Origin of the sequence: Rothia endophytica, assembly GCF_928381505.1 — a bacterium.
GTDB classification, from domain to species: Bacteria; Actinomycetota; Actinomycetes; order Actinomycetales; family Micrococcaceae; genus Rothia; species Rothia endophytica_A.
Map to the genome: position 1 here is coordinate 308,686 of NZ_CAKMSJ010000003.1, position 17,202 is coordinate 325,887.

General features: G+C 59.3%; 16 protein-coding genes. 9 read left to right on the top strand and 7 right to left on the bottom strand.

Going from position 1 to position 17,202, the window contains the following annotated elements; translation table 11 throughout:
- Positions 1 to 18: 18 nt before the first annotated feature.
- Both L6990_RS05375 and L6990_RS05380 read right to left on the bottom strand, forming a co-directional pair.
- Positions 19 to 780 (bottom strand): SDR family oxidoreductase, encoded by a 762-nt coding sequence (locus L6990_RS05375; RefSeq protein WP_237203039.1) that lies wholly within the window; start codon positions 778 to 780, stop codon positions 19 to 21.
- A 21-nt stretch (positions 781 to 801) separates the two neighbouring features.
- A complete protein-coding gene (locus L6990_RS05380; protein ID WP_237203040.1) occupies positions 802 to 2,007 on the bottom strand; it encodes an acyl-CoA dehydrogenase family protein in 1,206 nt (401 codons plus the stop codon).
- A gap of 273 nt (positions 2,008 to 2,280) precedes the next feature.
- Here L6990_RS05380 and L6990_RS05385 point away from each other — a divergent pair, with 273 nt between their 5' ends.
- The 3 genes from L6990_RS05385 (at position 2,281) to L6990_RS05395 (ending at position 5,973) form a co-directional block, all read left to right on the top strand.
- Positions 2,281 to 4,041: an AMP-binding protein gene (locus L6990_RS05385; RefSeq protein WP_237203041.1), complete on the top strand. Its 1,761-nt coding sequence runs from the start codon at positions 2,281 to 2,283 to the stop codon at positions 4,039 to 4,041.
- Between the two features lie 220 nt (positions 4,042 to 4,261).
- Positions 4,262 to 4,672 (top strand): helix-turn-helix domain-containing protein, encoded by a 411-nt coding sequence (locus L6990_RS05390; RefSeq protein ID WP_237203042.1) that lies wholly within the window; start codon positions 4,262 to 4,264, stop codon positions 4,670 to 4,672.
- A gap of 8 nt (positions 4,673 to 4,680) precedes the next feature.
- Entirely contained in the window at positions 4,681 to 5,973 is a 1,293-nt protein-coding gene (locus tag L6990_RS05395; protein ID WP_237203043.1) for a type II toxin-antitoxin system HipA family toxin, read from the top strand.
- 140 nt (positions 5,974 to 6,113) lie between these two features.
- Here the strand turns inward: L6990_RS05395 and L6990_RS05400 are convergent, their stop codons facing one another.
- Complete coding sequence (locus L6990_RS05400) at positions 6,114 to 7,613, bottom strand: CoA-acylating methylmalonate-semialdehyde dehydrogenase (RefSeq protein WP_237203044.1); 1,500 nt, start codon at positions 7,611 to 7,613, stop codon at positions 6,114 to 6,116.
- Positions 7,614 to 7,826: 213 nt separating this feature from the next.
- On the opposite strand from L6990_RS05400, the gene paaA reads away from it, so the two are divergent.
- The 6 genes from paaA (at position 7,827) to L6990_RS05430 (ending at position 12,582) form a co-directional block, all read left to right on the top strand.
- Positions 7,827 to 8,837 carry a 1,2-phenylacetyl-CoA epoxidase subunit PaaA gene (gene paaA / locus L6990_RS05405; RefSeq protein WP_237203045.1) on the top strand — a complete coding sequence of 337 codons (1,011 nt, stop codon included), beginning with the start codon at positions 7,827 to 7,829 and terminating at the stop codon, positions 8,835 to 8,837.
- 2 nt (positions 8,838 to 8,839) lie between these two features.
- Positions 8,840 to 9,151: a 1,2-phenylacetyl-CoA epoxidase subunit PaaB gene (paaB, locus tag L6990_RS05410; RefSeq protein WP_237203046.1), complete on the top strand. Its 312-nt coding sequence runs from the start codon at positions 8,840 to 8,842 to the stop codon at positions 9,149 to 9,151.
- Positions 9,148 to 9,975, top strand: coding sequence for a 1,2-phenylacetyl-CoA epoxidase subunit PaaC (gene paaC / locus L6990_RS05415; RefSeq protein WP_237203047.1), 828 nt, complete (start codon positions 9,148 to 9,150; stop codon positions 9,973 to 9,975). Before paaB ends, paaC begins: the two co-directional genes overlap by 4 nt.
- Positions 9,976 to 10,164: 189 nt before the next feature.
- Complete coding sequence (gene paaD / locus L6990_RS05420; RefSeq protein ID WP_237203111.1) at positions 10,165 to 10,608, top strand: 1,2-phenylacetyl-CoA epoxidase subunit PaaD; 444 nt, start codon at positions 10,165 to 10,167, stop codon at positions 10,606 to 10,608.
- Positions 10,609 to 10,648: 40 nt separating this feature from the next.
- The gene (paaE, locus tag L6990_RS05425; RefSeq protein WP_237203048.1) at positions 10,649 to 11,797 is read left to right on the top strand and encodes a 1,2-phenylacetyl-CoA epoxidase subunit PaaE; all 1,149 of its coding nucleotides are present in this window, start codon (positions 10,649 to 10,651) and stop codon (positions 11,795 to 11,797) included.
- Positions 11,798 to 11,811: 14 nt separating this feature from the next.
- Positions 11,812 to 12,582: an enoyl-CoA hydratase/isomerase family protein gene (locus tag L6990_RS05430; protein ID WP_237203112.1), complete on the top strand. Its 771-nt coding sequence runs from the start codon at positions 11,812 to 11,814 to the stop codon at positions 12,580 to 12,582.
- Between the two features lie 112 nt (positions 12,583 to 12,694).
- Here L6990_RS05430 and L6990_RS05435 read toward each other — a convergent pair whose 3' ends face one another.
- The 4 genes from L6990_RS05435 to hpaE form a co-directional block, all read right to left on the bottom strand.
- Positions 12,695 to 13,501: an HpcH/HpaI aldolase family protein gene (locus L6990_RS05435; protein WP_237203049.1), complete on the bottom strand. Its 807-nt coding sequence runs from the start codon at positions 13,499 to 13,501 to the stop codon at positions 12,695 to 12,697.
- A complete protein-coding gene (gene hpaH / locus L6990_RS05440; protein ID WP_237203050.1) occupies positions 13,486 to 14,271 on the bottom strand; it encodes a 2-oxo-hept-4-ene-1,7-dioate hydratase in 786 nt (261 codons plus the stop codon). The genes L6990_RS05435 and hpaH overlap by 16 nt, the downstream gene beginning before the upstream one ends.
- Positions 14,272 to 14,490: 219 nt before the next feature.
- A complete protein-coding gene (hpaD, locus tag L6990_RS05445) occupies positions 14,491 to 15,603 on the bottom strand; it encodes a 3,4-dihydroxyphenylacetate 2,3-dioxygenase (protein ID WP_237203051.1) in 1,113 nt (370 codons plus the stop codon).
- A gap of 69 nt (positions 15,604 to 15,672) precedes the next feature.
- Entirely contained in the window at positions 15,673 to 17,184 is a 1,512-nt protein-coding gene (gene hpaE / locus L6990_RS05450) for a 5-carboxymethyl-2-hydroxymuconate semialdehyde dehydrogenase (RefSeq protein ID WP_237203052.1), read from the bottom strand.
- Positions 17,185 to 17,202: the final 18 nt, after the last annotated feature.

The following is a 17,202-nucleotide window of genomic DNA, read 5'->3' on the forward strand; positions in this document are numbered from 1 at the left end:
GTCCTCCTAGAGTAGGTTTTAGCGGGGGCCCATGCGCAGGGCGCCGTCCATTCTGATGGTTTCGCCGTTGATGTAGTCGTGTTGGGCGATGAAGACCGCCAGGTCTGCGAATTCTGCGGGGGTTGCCAAGCGTTGGGGAAAGGGGACGCCGGCGGCCAGTGCCTCCCTGAATTCTTCGGCGATACCTGCCATGAGCTGGGTGTCAACGATGCCAGGAGCTATGGTGTTCACGCGAATGCCACTACTGGCTAGGTCGCGGGCAGCGGGCAGCGTCATGGCAGCCACCCCACCTTTAGAGGCGGCGTAGGCAATCTGCCCGATCTGCCCTTCAAAAGCCGCAATGGAGGCGGTATTGATAATAACGCCGCGGCAGCCGTCCTCGGTAGCGGGCTCCTGTTCTGCCATGACAGCTGCGGCGTTGGTGAGCACGTTGAAGGTGCCCACCATATTAATGTTCACAGTTTTGGCGAAGAGAGCCGGGTTATGCTTGCCCTTTTTAGAAAGGACGCGGGCACCGGGGGCAATGCCAGCGCAGTTGACCACGGTACGCAGGGGCTGCCCCACCTTTTGAACCTGAGCCAGGGCTGCTTCAACGGCGGCGTAGTCGGTGACATCAGCTGCCAGCAGGGTCAACCCTTCCAGGGGTTCGGCACGGTCAATGCTGGGTTGCAGATCTAAACCGTAGACCTGAGCACCCTGGGCAAGGAGCGCCCTGGCGGTAGCATTGCCGATTCCAGAAGCCGCCCCGGTGACCAGGGCAAGGGTGTCATGAAGCTGCACGGAGCCGTCCTTTCTAACGGTTTATACGAAGGCCGAGTAGCCGGTGAGAGCTCTGCCCACAATCAGAGAGTTAATTTCGTAGGTGCCTTCGTAGGTGTAGAGAATCTCGGCGTCTCCAAAGAATTTAGCCATCTCATAGTCTGTGGTGATGCCATTGCCACCCAGCACCTCACGCCCCAGGGCGGCGCTCTGACGGGCAAAGCGGGTGGCTGTTGCTTTAGCCATGGCAGCGTGCACCATATCTAGGGTGCCGTTCTCCTGCATACGGGCGCAGTTCACCATGAGCCCTAGTGCTGCCTGAGCATTACTCATGATTTCTGAAATGCCTTTTTGCACCAGCTGGAACTTAGCCAGCGGTTTGCCGAACTGCTCGCGGATAGTGGCGTACTCGCGGGCGATATCAAAGATGCCGATCTGGATGCCGTAGCCCTGCCAGCCCACCCAGGCGCGGGAGTTGCGCAGCATCTCGTTGGCGGCATCGAAGTTGACGGCACCGGGCAGGTGGGCACTAGCCGGCACGCTCACGTTATCGAGGGTGATGTGGGCATTCTGCATGATGCGCAGACCAATCTTGTTGCAGATTTTTTCTGCCGAGTAGCCGGGGGTATCAGTAGGAATGATAAAGGCTTTGATCTGCTGATCAGCAGTGTCCCTTGCCCAGACCAGAGCGAAGTCAGCAATGGTACCCATGCCAATCCAACGTTTTTCTCCCTTAATCACCCAGTTTTCGCCATCAAAGGTTGCACTGGTTTCCAGGCCACCTGCGATATCAGAGCCGTGGGTGGGTTCGGTCAGGGCAAAGGCGCCGGTGAGTTCAAAGTTCTCTAACTTGCTGAGCATTTCTTTCTTCTGCTCCTCAGAACCCAGGGCATTGATCATACCCAGCACCAACTCATTGTGGATTCCCACCAGAGCTGAGAGGGAGACATCCACGCGGGTCACCTCAGCGTAGACCAGGCCACGGAAGAGCCAGGAGCTGCCGCTGGTTTCTAGCCGCGCCAGCCCCACCTCAGCCATACCTTCTAACAGGTGGAAGGGGAACTCTTCCCGGTTCCAGTAGTCGGTGACCTGGGGGCGCACTTCTTCTTGCAGGTACCTACGGATGCGCAGGAACCACTCTTTTTCATCCTCGGGCAGCAGGTTCAGTACACCGAAGGGGTCGATGTCGGGGAAGGGCAGGGGCTTGGCGGGTGGGTTTTGAACCATACCTCGGATGTGGGTGGTCATCGAGTTTTCTCCTGGCTAAGTCCGTGCAGGGTCGGTGGGGTCACCACCCTCACCACAGCACTGTGATGCGAGACATAAATTAAGAACAAGTTACCCCCGCCGTCAAGGGTCTGTAAACCCTTTTTGGGCAGATTAAGGCGGATAGCCCCTAGATGACACCGCCGCGAGCGCCAGTTGGGAAATCTCTTGACAGCCCCAAAAAGCCACCCTACAGTGACTCACAACACTTTTATTTTGACGCCCCAGAGCTACCCCCTGGCCAAAAGGAGAAGCATGAGCATCACCGAACAGTTCCGCACAGCCCGCGACCAGCTAGTTGCCCTACGCGAAGATTACAAAACTGCTAGAGAAGAGTTCAACTGGCCCAAGTTCGAGCACTTCAACTTTGCCCTCGATTGGTTTGACCAGGTCGCCGCCAGCGAGGAACGCAAGGACGCTCTGGCGCTCATTATTGCTGAACAGGACGGCAGCAATATCACCCGCACCTTCGGTGAGCTGTCGCGTCGTTCCTCCCAAGTCGCCACCTGGTTGCGCTCCCTGGGGGTACAGCGCGGTGACCGCATTATTCTCATGCTGGGCAACCAGGTAGAGCTGTGGGAAACCATGCTGGCAGGCATCAAACTGGGTGCCATACTCATGCCCTCCACCGAAATGCTGGAACAGGCAGATTTAGACGACCGCATTGAACGCGGCGAGGCTCGTTGGGTTATCACTAACTCCGCTAATGTTGCCAAGTACGAGACGGTGACCGGTGATTTCACGGTGATTGAGACCGGCGGCTTCACTGAGGGGGCTGTCACCAGCCACCCGCACGTCAGCTACCTGGACGCCGACGGCGCACCCGAAGAATTCACCCCCGATGGCCCCACCCCGGCGTCCGACCCGCTGCTCTGGTACTTCACCTCGGGCACCACGTCCCGCCCCAAGATGGTGGAGCACACCCATACCTCCTACCCCGTGGGCCACCTGTCCACCATGTACTGGATTGGGCTGGCACCGGGCGATGTGCACCTGAACGTCGCCTCCCCGGGCTGGGCTAAGCATGCCTGGTCCAATGTTTTTACCCCTTGGATTGCCGAGGCAACGGTCTTTATTTACAACTATTCCCGCTTCGACGCTGCGGCCCTCATGCAGAACATGAAAAAGCACGGGGTGACCAGTTTCTGCGCCCCACCCACCGTCTGGCGCATGCTCATTCAAGCCGATTTGAGCCAGCTCAAGACCCCGCCCACCAAGGTAGTTGCCGCCGGCGAGCCATTGAACCCCGAGGTCATCTCGAAGGTTCGTTCCGCCTGGGGCGTTGACATTCGGGACGGTTTTGGCCAGACCGAAAGCACCGTCATGATTGCTAACACCCCCGGCCAAGAGATCAAGATTGGTGCCATGGGACGCCCCCTGCCCGGCTACGAAATTGCTCTGCTGGATCCCCTCGGCAAGCCCGCTAACGAGGGTGAAATCTGTGTGCGCCTGAGCCCCCGCCCGGTGGGTCTGATGATTCAGTACAAGGGTGACCCCGAGAAAACCGAAGAAGCATTCGATGGTGGCTGGTACCACACCGGCGATATTGCTGAGCGGGATGAAAACGGGGTCTTCACCTATGTGGGCCGCGCCGATGACGTCTTCAAGGCGTCCGACTACAAGCTCTCCCCCTTTGAGTTGGAGTCAGTGATTATTGAGCACCCTGCGGTTGCTGAGGCGGCGGTAGTGCCCTCCCCGGACGAAATCCGTTACGCGGTCCCCAAGGCATACGTTGTGCTAGCTGGGGGCTACGAGCCAACCGCTGAGACCGCCCGCGAGATTCTTAAGTATTCTCGTGACAACCTGGCGGCCTACAAGCGTATTCGCCGCCTGGAATTTTTTGACCTGCCCAAGACGATTTCGGGCAAGATTCGCCGCGTGCAGCTGCGCGCCCGCGAGAAGGAGTTCCACGGTGAGCACGGCGAGCTGAAGACCCAGGCGCTGGCGGCCCGCACCACCACCGAGGGCTACGGCCACGAGTTCGCGGACACCGATTTCCCAGAGCTCAAGGGCTAGCAATAGCCAGATAGGTCAGGACGCCGGGGCGGGCACCGCTGGTATATTCAGCGAGCGTCCGCCCCGGCGTCTTGCACCTGCACCCACCAGCCTCTAGGTAGCGTCCTCACGAATCGACTTCAAAGGGACCACCAAGCCTCAAATGTTTATGTTCGTAGACTTTTTTAAATGTCTACAAACGTGTACATTTTAATGAAAAGCTACTTAGGGAAACACTAATATGGCACTCAACAAAAGCATCATCTCGTCCCCCCGCGCCCTCGGCGCTTTCATTCATGACGCCCGGATAGAACGTAACATCACTCAGGAATCTCTTGCCACACTAGCCGGGGTATCCCGTAGCTGGCTTATCGGCGTTGAGCAAGGAAAACGGCAACGAGCTGAACTCGACAAAATATTAAATGTTCTTGAGGCCTTAGATATCAACCTGGTACTTGAGCGACAACCAGCAAAACAGACCTTAGCACCAGAGCCCAATGCCTCACAAAACCCTGTGGCAACCCTGGCTCCATCCGATGACATCACCAACATGCTCAAGAACAGCGTTCCGAACTTTGGCCAAGCGTCAGGGATTACGCAAGCGCTCAACCGGCAAAATCAGAAAAATAAAACAGGCAACTTTTCAGAGTAAAGATTCCCATGAAAAAACTTTATGTCGCACTCTATGGGCAGATTGTTGCAGAACTACAACAAGATGCCTCGGGCACCAAAAAGCTGGTCTACACCACAGAGGCAAAACCAACGGCGGAGCTCTCAGCCGCACTGCCCTACAGAAAAAGCCCATACCCCAAAAAGCAAACCATGCCCTTCATCGAAGGTCTCATCCCAGAAGGCGAATCAGTCCGGCAATCCTTAGCTCGCGAATACAATCTATCCTCCTGGAAAAACCCCTTTGGCATCTTGGAAAAGATAGGGCTAGAGTGCGCCGGAGCTGTACAGTTCATTACCCCTGAAGATATCGAGCATTACCCTAATCTACAGGGAGAGCTTGTCCCCATATCACGTCAGGACATAGAAAATCGTCTCCAACGCCTTAACACGACACCTGGAAAGTCATGGCAGATAGACCGCGAACGCTGGTCACTAGCGGGGGCTCAAAGTAAGTTTGCCCTCCACCTCAATCAAGGACAGTGGTATGAGGCTACTGGCGCCCAGCCAACTACCCACATTTTTAAACCCGGAATTTACGACCTCAAAGATCAGGCACTTAATGAACACCTCTGCCTTAGAGCACTGGGAGAACTCGGGCTCCCAGTAGCTCAAAGCAGCTACCAAGAGTTTGGTCAACAAGCTGCCATCGTTATTGAGAGATATGATCGTCTACGCCTCCCTGATGGACCTGTCATCCGTCTACATCAGGAAGATATATGCCAGGCACTCTCGGTCTTACCAGAGAAAAAATATGAATCTTCGGGTGGACCCTCGGCAGTGCAAATCATTCAGTTATTGCAGCAAATTTGCCCTCAAGAAGATACTGAAACTTTTATCCAGGGACTCATCGCTAACTACCTCCTAGGAGCTCCTGACGCGCATGCAAAGAACTATTCACTGCTACACCTGCCAGATGGTGTAACCCGTTTAGCACCTTTTTACGATGTGGCTTCAGGCATACCCTATGAGCACCTTTCGAGTAACGGCATTCCAGGTAAGAATGATGGTCTTGAGAAAGCTGCGATGGCGATTGGCGGGGAATGCCGTTTTGGAAAAATAACGAGAAAGCACTGGAACAAGTTCGCGCAGGCTACTGGAGTTAATGAAGAACGACTACGCGAGACTGTTGAATATATGTGCGTCCACCTTCCTCAAACTTTAGAAAAAGTATGCCTTGAGGAACAAGCCGCTCTAGGTAAGAGTGAATTGGCACAGCGTTTGATTCCTGGTATTAGGCAGATTTGTGACACAACGCTGACGATGCTAGATAGAGATTACTGATGAGGACAGCCAGGGGCAGAGCCGAACCCCCGACCAAAAGATTAGAAAGCTCTAGCCGGTACTGAAAGCGGCTGTCTATAAATACAGAAAGTGGCCCTCACCCGAAGGTGGGGGCCACTTCTATTCCACGTGAACCGGAGCTAGTTGCCGGTCGGCATCACGAAGCTGGCGCCTTCCTTGATGCCGGAGGGCCAGCGGGAGGTCACCGTCTTGGTCTTGGTGTAGAAGCGGAAAGCGTCGGGGCCGTGCTGGTTTAGATCACCAAAGCCAGACGCCTTCCAACCACCAAAGGTGTAGTAGGCAATGGGCACAGGAATGGGCACATTGACGCCCACCATGCCCACCTCAACGCGGCGGGCAAACTCGCGGGCGGTATCGCCGTCGCGGGTGTAAATAGCAACGCCATTGCCGAACTCGTGGTTGCTGGGCAGAGCGAGCGCTTCTTCAAAGGTTTCAGCACGCACCACGGTCAGTACCGGGCCAAAAATTTCCTCACGGTAGATAGACATCTCGGGGGTGACATGGTCAAAGAGGGTTGCCCCCACAAAGTAGCCGCCCTCGTAGCCCTCCACCTTGACGCCGCGTCCGTCCACCAGCAGGGACGCGCCCTCCTTCTCACCGGCAGCAATGTAGCCTTCGATGCGGTCTAGGGCAGACTTAGCGACGACGGGGCCAAAGTCAGCCTGAGGGTCAAGGCTGTGGCCCACCTTTAGGCTGCCGATACGCTCCTGCAGTTTGGCAACTAGTGCGTCCGCGGTCTGCTGACCCACGGGAACCGCCACAGAAATTGCCATGCAGCGCTCACCGGCAGAACCGAAAGCGGCACCCAGCAGGGCGTCCGCAGCTTGGTCCAGGTCGGCCTCCGGCATGATAATCAGGTGGTTCTTTGCCCCACCGAAGCACTGGGCACGCTTGCCGGTGCGGGCGGCGTGCTCGTAGATGCTCTGGGCAATGGGGGTGGAGCCCACAAAGCCGACTGCCTTGATGCGGGGGTCATCGAGCAGAGTGTCTACGGCTTCCTTATCGCCGTTGACCACGTTGAAGACGCCGTCCGGCAGGCCAGCTTCGGTCCAGAGTTCTGCCAGGCGCAGGGGAACGGAGGGGTCGCGCTCTGAAGGCTTGAGCACGAAGGCGTTACCCGCGGCAATGGCGGGGCCGCACTTCCACAAGGGAATCATCGCGGGAAAGTTAAAGGGAGTAATGCCAGCAACCACACCCAGAGGCTGGCGCATGGAATAGACATCGATGCCGGTGCCTACCGCATCAGAATACTCACCCTTCAGCAGGTGGGGTGCAGCAGTAGCGAACTCGACGACGTCCAAACCGCGCTGGATGTCACCGTGAGCGTCCGCAATCGTCTTGCCATGCTCTAGCGAGAGCAATTCAGCCAGCTCATCGGCATGCTCATTGACCAGATCAACAAAACGGTGCAGGACGCGGGCACGCTTCTGCGGGTTAGTGGCAGCCCAGCCAGCCTGCGCCTCAGCGGCATTGGCAATGACCTCGCGTACTTCATCGGCGCTAGCCAGAGGCACCTGAGCTTGCACCTGCCCGGTGCTGGGGTTGTAAATATCGGCGTAACGGCCGGAGACACCTTCACGGTGGGCGCCGCCGACGTAGTGGGTTAGCTGCTTCGTCATCGAAGCCTCCTCTTCTCTAGATGTGCATCAACTCACAGTGTGCATTAACCACAGGCTACCCAAGGCGCCCGCCGTGCGGTAGGGGTGGGTAGAAATAAGTCATGCAGTCTCTAGGTCTTTACTTGACGTTAGTTGCATAAATATATATTCTGAACGAACGGTCAGTAATTATTGGTGCAGGGGTTTCCCCTCCTCATCACACAAGGAACTTTCATGACTTCAACGGAGAAGACTCCCACCCTTTCACCGGTCGCAGACGCACCTGCCACCGGCGCCTCTCATGAAGCTGAGCAGGCCTACTTCGACACCCTCATCAAAGAGGACTCCCGCGTAGAACCCCGCGACTGGATGCCCGAGAAGTACCGCAAGACCCTCACTCGTCAGGTCTCCCAGCACGCCCACTCCGAAATCATCGGCATGCAGCCCGAAGCCAACTGGATTACCCGCGCCCCCTCCCTCAAGCGCAAGGCTATTCTCATGGCCAAGGTGCAGGACGAGGCTGGCCACGGTCTTTACCTCTACTCAGCGGCAGAGACCCTGGGCACTCCCCGCCACGTCCTCAACGAGCAGCTGCTAGAGGGCCGCGCCAAGTACTCATCGATCTTCAATTACCCCGCCCGCACCTGGGCAGACATGGGTGCTATCGGCTGGCTGGTTGACGGCGCCGCTATCTGCAACCAGGTGCCCCTCTGCCGCGCGTCCTACGGCCCCTACGGTCGCGCCATGGTTCGCATCTGTAAGGAAGAATCTTTCCACCAGCGTCAGGGTTGGGAGATCCTCTACGAGCTCTCTCACGGCACCGAAGCGCAGAAGAAGATGGCGCAGGACGCCGTCAACCGCTTCTACGGCCCCGCCCTGCAGATGTTCGGCCCCCCGGATGCCGACTCCCCCAACTCCCAGCAGTCCATGAACTGGAACATCAAACGCTTCTCTAACGACGAGCTACGCCAGCGTTTCGTGGACATGATGGTCCCCCAGGCTGAAGCTCTTGGGCTGACCCTGCCTGATCCGGACATCAAGTGGAACGAAGAACGCGGCCACTACGATTACGGCCCGCTGGACTGGGACGAATTCCACTCCGTCATTCAGGGCGCCGGCCCCTGCAACGTCCAGCGTATGCAGCGCCGCCGTGCAGCCCACGACGAGGGCGCTTGGGTGCGCGAAGCAGCCGCCGAATACGCCCGCAAAACCGCAGAACAGCACGCAGAACTCATGGGAGCATAACCATGTCAGAGAACATCACACACCTGCCCGAACCCAACGAATGGCCCCTCTGGGAGGTCTTCGTACGCTCATCCCGCGGCCTGTCCCACGTGCACGCAGGCTCACTGCACGCACCCGACGCCACCATGGCACTGCGTAATGCCCGCGACCTCTACACCCGCCGTAATGAGGGCACCAGCGTCTGGGTCGTCCCCGCAGAAGCAATCCTGGCATCAGACCCTGATTCCAAGGGTGGCTTCTTTGAGTCAGCCAAGGGCAAGAGCTACCGTCACGCCACCTACTACACCAAGAGCGAAGGGGTGAAGCACCTGTGAGCTACGCGTCCTTCGAATCAGCGACCCGCCACAGCGAGGGCGAATCCATCATCGCTGAAGACATCGCGACCTCAGGTGTGCAGGCCAGTGAAGCAGTAGCCCGCTACGCCCTGGCACTGGGTGATGACGCCCTGATGCTGGGCCAGCGACTAGCCCACTGGATTTCCCGCGCACCCGAGATGGAAGAAGACATCGCCCTGGGCAACATCGCCCTTGACCTCATTGGCCACGCCCGCTTCTTCCTCACCTACGCAGGCACCGCCTGGGGTAAGACCGAGGATGATCTGGCCTACTTCCGCGACGAAGAAGAGTTCCGTTCGGTCCGTCTGGCTGAGCAGGAGAACGGCGACTTTGGGCAGACCATTGCCCGCCAGCTCATCTTCAGCTACTACCAGTACGAGCTCTACACCGAGCTGATGAAGTCTGAGGACCCCACCCTGGCAGCCATCGCCGCCAAGGCCCTCAAAGAGGTGGAGTATCACCAGGATCACGCCACCGCCTGGGCACTGCGTCTAGGTATTGGCACCGAGGAAGCCAACCACCGTCTGCAGGAGGGCCTCTACTACATGTGGCCCTACGTCGACGAGCTCTTCTACGACTTTGAACCCGTAGCAGAACTGCCCGGTGTTGCCGTGGTTCCCTCCACCCTGCGCGCACGCTTTGAAAAGCGCCTGCACGCCACCATCGCAGAAGCCCAGCTGCAGGTGCCCGACGTGCCCCAGGCACGCGGCGGCGACCGCTCCGGCATCATGAGTGAACACCGCGGTCACATCCTGACCGAACTGCAGGTTCTAGCACGCGCCCACCCCGGCGCCACCTGGTAAACCCGCCCCACCCCGTCCCGTCACAAGGAGGTGACCCACGTGCGCAGCAGCGAAGAGGCAAGCGCCGGTGTTGATTTCAGTTTTGGTTTTGATACTGATTCTGGCTACCGCGCCCCGTCCCTAGAAACTGAGAGCAGCGTCCCCGCACCGGAAGGTTCGGACGCCACCCTCTGGGAAACTGCGGCGCACGTGGCAGACCCCGAAATTCCTGTGCTTTCAATTGCTGACCTTGGGATACTTCGGGCCGCCTACTACGGGCCGGACGGGGTGCCGCAGGTGGTCATTACCCCCACCTACTCCGGTTGCCCCGCCATGGACGCCATCACCAGCAACATCCGCAGAGTCTTTGCCCAACACCAGATGTCAGAACCCGCAGTGCAGCTGGTTCTCTCACCGGCATGGAGCACCGACTGGATGAGTGAGGCAGGTAAGGCACGGCTGGAGGCCTACGGCATTGCCCCTCCCACCGGCAAAGCCGCAGCCGGCCCCGTCCATCTGGGTATGGCCGTCAAGTGCCCCCGCTGCCATTCCCTGGCAACCGAAGAGCTCACCCGCTTTGGGTCCACCTCCTGCAAGGCGCTCTACCGCTGCCGCGACTGCCAGGAGCCCTTTGACTACTTCAAGGTTCACTAGCTGAACCCCCTTCACAGAACGCACAGATAAGAGAAAAGCCATGACTGAGACAGCACGCCGCCGGGCGTCCTTCAACACCCTGACCGTCAGCCAGGTGCGCCCCCTGACCAAGGACTCGGTAGAGGTCACCTTCGAGGTACCCGAACACCTGGTAGAGGATTACAACTATGCCCCCGGCCAGTACGTCGCCCTGCGCGCCACCATTGACGGGCAGGAGGTGCGCCGCTCCTACTCCATCTGCGCTGAGCCCGTACCCGGTGAGATCCGTGTGGCCATTAAGCGCGACTTCGGTGGTCTCTTCTCAAACTGGGCCAACGACACCCTGACCGCCGGCTACCAGATCGATGTGATGAACCCCCAGGGCGCTTTCGTTTCCAAGGGCAACATCACCAGCCTGAATGAACCCCAGAAAATCGCTGAAGACGCCAAGGCGGCTGGCGGGGAACACATGGTCGCCTTCGCAGCAGGCTCAGGTATCACCCCCATCATGGCTATTGCCCGCACCGTGCTCAAAGCCAGCGAAAACAGCACCTTTGACCTGGTTTACGCCAACAAGTCAGCCCTGGACGTTATGTTCGCCGAAGAGGTGGGCGATCTCAAGGACAAGTACCCCACCCGCTTTGCTGTGCACCACGTGCTCTCCCGCGAGCAGCGCGTCAACCCCCTGATGAGCGGCCGCATTGACGACGAAAAGCTCAACGCTATTCTCGACCACGTGATTCAGGTGGACAAGGCTGATGAGTGGTTCCTCTGTGGTCCCTTCGAGCTGGTTCAGCTCTGCCGCGACACCCTGGCTGAGCGCGGCGTCCCCGAAAACGATGTGCGCTTCGAGCTCTTCACCACCGGCCGCCCCGAGGCTCCTACCGGTCAGCAGGGCAAGGCTGTTGAGGTTGACCCCGGCGGCAATAACTACTCCATCGCCTTCACTCTGGACGGCACCAGCGGTTCGGTGGAATCCCCCGTTTCAGCGAACGAAACCATCCTGAATGCTGCCCTGCGCGTCCGCGCCGATGTGCCCTTCGCCTGCGCCGGCGGCGTGTGTGGCACCTGCCGCGCCAAGGTGGTTGACGGTGAGGTTGAGATGGCAGAGAACTACGCACTTGAAAAGGATGAGGTGGATGCCGGCTACGTTCTGACCTGTCAGGCTCGCCCCTGCACCGACAAGCTCACCGTAGACTTCGACGCCTAGGAACAGCTATGAGCATGATTGAACTGACCATCGCCGATGGCGTTGCCGAGGTAGTTCTTAACGCACCCGAGAAAATGAACTCCCTCAATGAAGCCGCCCTCGCTGACCTTTCAGCTGCCTACGACGAGGCAGCCGAAGCTGGCGTCCGCGCCCTACTCTTGCGCGGTGAGGGGCGAGGCTTCTGCGCAGGGCGTGATATCGCTGGTCTAGTGCCTGCCGAGGACGACGCCTACGGCTATCTCTCCGATAAGGTGACTCCGCTGTTACAGAAGATGAGTGCCTTCCCCGCCCCCACCTTTGCCGCTGTGCAGGGCGCTTGCTTGGGCGTCGGTCTGGGTCTGGCGATTGCCACTGACGTGGTTTATGTGGCTGAGAACGCCAAGATTGGCTCGCCCTTTGCCAACCTGGGGGCAACCCTGGACTCTGGCGGGCATGCCCTTTTTGTGGAGCGTCTGGGTGCCCACCGTGCCCTGGACCTGATTTACACTGCCGACTTGATCTCTGGTGCGGAGGCTGTTGCAGCGGGGCTCTTTAGCCGGGCGGTGCCTGCCAACGAACTGTTGGACTTTACTCGTGAGAAGGTAGCTCGCGTGGCTGCCGGGGCAACTGGAGCCTTCCTGGCGTCCAAGCGGCTGGTGGCGCAGGTGCGCGATCAGCGCGTGGGGCTCTGGGAGTCCGTTGAGGCCGAGAACCGTGCCCAGGGCGATCTCTGCAATTCAGCAGACTACGCCGAAGGTTTCGCCGCCTTCACCGAGAAGCGCAAGCCGGTCTTCAAGGGAATCTAGACCTGCACCTTCCACCCGATGTAAGAGAAAACTTCACTGGCATGTAGTGAGAACATGCCAGTGAAGTTTTGTGTATACACCGTAGGGGCAGGGACGAGGGGGGGCACCCGGGCTAGTAGCCCACGTCCGCCGAGCCACCTGAAGCTGAATCAATGAACTGAGCGGCCAGCTTCTTGGACTCCAGGGCTAGTAGCTGCACATCGGCAGCAACCAGCACAAAGTCAGCACCGGCTGCCAGATAGTCAGCGGCAGCAGCGGGATCAAAAGCATTAAGACCCACCTTAATGCCGGCATCGTGCGCCACCTTGATGACGCTCTTGACTGCCGCCACCACGTCCGGGTGGTTCTGCTGGCCCAGCAGGCCCATGGACGCCGCCAAATCTGAGGGCCCCACAAAGACGCCCGCCAGCCCTTTCACGGCGCAAATCTCCCGGGCATTGGCCACTGCCGCGGCAGATTCAATCTGCACAAAGAGCGAAATGTACTGCTCAGCATCGGTCAGATAACCAGCGACACCACCCCAGCGGGCAGAACGCGAGAGGGCAGATCCCACCCCGCGCACACCAACAGGCGGGTAGCGGGTTGCCGCAACGGCGTCCTGCGCCATCTGGGCGTCGTCCACCATGGGGATCAAAATATTCTGGGCACCGGCGTCCAAGAACTGCTTGATAGCGGCAGTGTCTAGCTGGGGCAGGCGCACCATGGTCTGCACCGGGTAAGCCGCCGTGACCTGCAAAAGCTGTTGGGTGGTCTCCAGGCTAAGAACCCCGTGCTCACCATCAATCAGCAGCCAGTCAAAGCCAGAACCGGCGCAAATCTCAGCCGTCACATGCGAACCTGAACAGACCCACATACCCACCGCCGGGCGTCCTAGCGTCTCAAGGGTGTGGGCAAAAGGCGGATTTAGACGAAGCGACATGTGATAGCCCCCAAATCGCCGTAATCTGCGTGCACGGTATCGCCGGGGTGCACCCACATGGGCTTAGTGAAGGAGCCCGCCAAAATAATCTCGCCAGCCTTCAGGCTGTCACCGTGCGCCGCCAGCTTATTCGCCAGCCAAACCACGCCGCTGGCGGGGTGATTGAGCACGGCAGCCGCCACACCGGTATCCTCGATGGTCTCGTTGCGGTAGAGCAGAGCAGAAACCCAGCGCAGATCCACGGACGCCGGGTCAACCGGGTTACCGCCCACCACCATGGCACCCAGAGCAGCGTTGTCGCTGATGGTATCCACGATGGTACGCCCCTGCATCTCAATTCGTGAGGAGAGAATTTCAAGTGCCGGGACCACATATTCGGTTGCTCGCAGCACATCAAAAATGGTGACGTTGGGGCCTACTAAGTCCTCTTTGAGAACGAAGGCCAGTTCCACCTCAATACGAACATTGGAATACTGGCTGTGCTCAATGACCGACCCGTTCTCGTATATCTGGTCAGCAAAAATTGCACCGTAGTCAGGCTCAGTGATACCGGTAGCCTCCTGCATCACCTTGGAGGTCAGACCAATCTTGCGCCCCGCCAACCGGCGCCCCGCAGCTTCACCGCGGGCACGCCAGGTGTTTTGCACCGCGTAAGAGTCCTCCACGGTCATCTCAGGGTAGGTGGCGGTCAGCCGCGGAATCATGGTGCGATTAGCCTCGGCCTCAGCCAGGTCATCAGCGATTTTGGTCAGTTGTTCTTGCGTAAGCATGAGCTTTCCTTCTGTTAGGACGGCGGGGATGTAGGAGACATATTCTCGCCGGCTGACCCTCTTGGTTCTCGCGCAGAGCGCTCGTCCCAATTCACGCCAGCCCCGAGCCAGCCGGCTACGAATATGTCTCCCACATCTTATTTAAGGCAACAAGCTAACCGGCACCCCATTCCCACGCCCTGCCCCGCGTCCCGGCTCTATGTCCATGGTGAGACGAGGTTAGAGCTGGTTGCCCAGCTTGAATTCGCCCTTCTTCCAGTCGGGCATGGATTCGTCGCCGTCTTCGGCGCGGGTGTAGGAGAAGCCGTCAGCGCCGATCGTCTGTGCCATTTCGGAGTCATCGGTGCGTTCTACCAGGGGTACCAGATTGCCGTCGAGGTCCAGCACGCGGGAGGCGTCGGTGTACCAGGAGGGTACAACGGGGGTGCCCCACCAGTCGCGGCGCTGGTTGTCGTGGACGTCCCAGGTGACGCGGGGGTTATCGGGGTCGCCGGTGTAGTAGTCCTGGGTGTAGATTTCGACGCGGTGGCCGTCGGGGTCGCGTAGGTAGAGGTAGAAGGCGTTGGAGACGCCGTGGCGGCCGGGGCCGCGTTCGATGGCGTCGGACATGCGCAGGGCACCGAGCTTGTCGCAGATGGCGAGGATGTTGTGCTTTTCGTGGGTTGCGAAGGCAACGTGGTGCATGCGGGGGCCGTCGCCGCCGGTCATGGCGGTGTCGTGGACGGTAGGCTTGCGGCGCATCCAGGCGGCGTAGGCGGTGCCAGCTTCGTCTTGGATGTCTTCGGTGACGCGGAAGCCGAGGTCTTCCATGTACTTGACGGCGGTGGGGACGTCGGGGGTGACCTGGTTGAAGTGGTCCAGGCGGACGAGGGCGCCGGGGGTGTGCAGGTCGTAGCGCCAGGCTAGGCGTTCTACGTGTTCGACGTCGTAGAAGAATTCGTAGGGGAAGCCGAGGGGATCTTGGACGCGCACGGAGTCGCCCAGGCCCTTGACGAAGCCGTCCTTGTTGCGGCGTACCTGGCAGCCACGGGCGGAGTAGAACTTCTCTGCCTTGTCCAGGTCTTCGGGGGTGCGCACGCGGTAGGAGAAGGCTGCGACGGCGGCAGTCTCGCCCTTGCGCAGAATTAGGTTGTGGTGGATGAACTCTTCGATGGAGCGCAGGTAGATGGTGTTCTCGTCTTCTTCGGTGACGACCAGACCGAGCACATCAACGTAGAAGTTGCGGGAGCGTTCGAGGTCGGTGACCACGAGTTCCATCGAGGCGCAGCGCAGCACGTCCGGGGCGTCGGCGTCGGGTTCGATGACGGGGTAGTCAGCAAAGGTGGGTGACATGTGGTTTCGCTTTCTGTGGGTGCCCGGTGCGGCGCTACGTTGCGGCGAACCGGGCGGGGGTGGTGTGTTTTAGTCGGCTTTGCCGAAGACAGGGTTGTGTACTTCGCCCAGGTTGATGTGCACTGCCTGCTGGTCGGTGTAGAAGTCGATGGAGCGGTAGCCGCCTTCGTGGCCCAGACCGGATGCCTTGACACCGCCGAAGGGGGTGCGCAGGTCGCGCACATTGTTGGAGTTGAGCCAGACCATGCCCGCTTCGACTGCGTGTGAGAAGTTGTGGGCGCGCTGCAGGTTGGAGGTCCAGAGGTAGGCGGCCAGGCCGTACTTGGTGTTATTGGCGAGTTCCAGGGCTTCTTCATCGGTGTCGAAGGGGGTGATGGCGACGACGGGGCCGAAGATTTCTTCCTGGAAGATGCGGGCGTCGGGGGCGACGTCGGCAAAGACGGTGGGCTGCACAAAGTTGCCTTCTTCAAAGCCTTCGGGGCGGCCGCCGCCGGCGACCAGGCGGCCTTCGGTCTTGCCGATTTCGACGTAGGACATGACCTTTTCGAAGTGTTCGGGGTGAACCAGGGCGCCGACTTCGGTGGCGGGGTCTGAGGGAAGGCCAACCTTGACGCGCTTGGCCTGGGCTGCGTAGCGCTCCACAAACTCGTCATAGATGCTGCGCTGAACCAGGATGCGGGAACCTGCGGTGCAACGTTCACCGTTGAGGGAGAAGACACCGAAGATGGTGGCGTTGATGGCGGTCTCTAGATCTGCGTCCTCAAAGACAACGGCGGGTGATTTGCCACCCAGTTCCATGGAAAGGCCCTTCAGGAAGGGGGCGGAGTTAGCGAAGATGATCTGACCGGTTTTGGATTCACCGGTGAAGGAGATCAGGGGGACGTCGGGGTGCTTGACCAGGGCGTCACCTGCGGTTTCGCCAAAGCCGTTAACCAAGTTGAAGACGCCTGCGGGCAGGCCTGCTTCTTCAAAGATTCCTGCCCAGAGGGAGGCTGAGAGGGGGGTGAATTCTGCGGGCTTGAGCACCACGGTGTTGCCGGTGGCCAGGGCGGGTGCCAGCTTCCAGGATTCCAGCATGAAGGGGGTGTTCCAGGGGGTAATCAGACCGGCTACACCGATGGGCTTGCGGTTGACGTAGTTGACCTGGCGACCGGGCACCTTGAAGGTATCGTCGGACTGGGCAACGATCAGGTCTGCGAAGAAACGGAAGTTCTCTGCGGCGCGGCGTGCCTGGCCCTTTGCCTGGGTGATGGGCAGGCCGGAGTCGTAGGATTCCATTTCTGCCAGCTGCTGCTCGCGGGATTCCACGATGTCTGCAATTTTGGTCAGGACGCGGGCGCGTTCGCGGGGTAGCATGCCGGGCCAGGGGCCGTTCTTGAAGGCGTCGGTAGCTGCTGCAACTGCGGCTTCGATGTCTTCCTTTTTGCCGCTGGCTGCGGTGATGTAGGGCTGGTTGGTCACGGGGTTGAGCACCTCAAAGGTGTCGCCGTCGATGGAGTCAACGAACGTGCCGTTGATGTAGTGCTGAATCTTTTCAGGCAGACCAGCAGGCTTGCCGGTTTCGTTGGTGTAGTCGCTCACGGGTAACTCCTTTGTTCA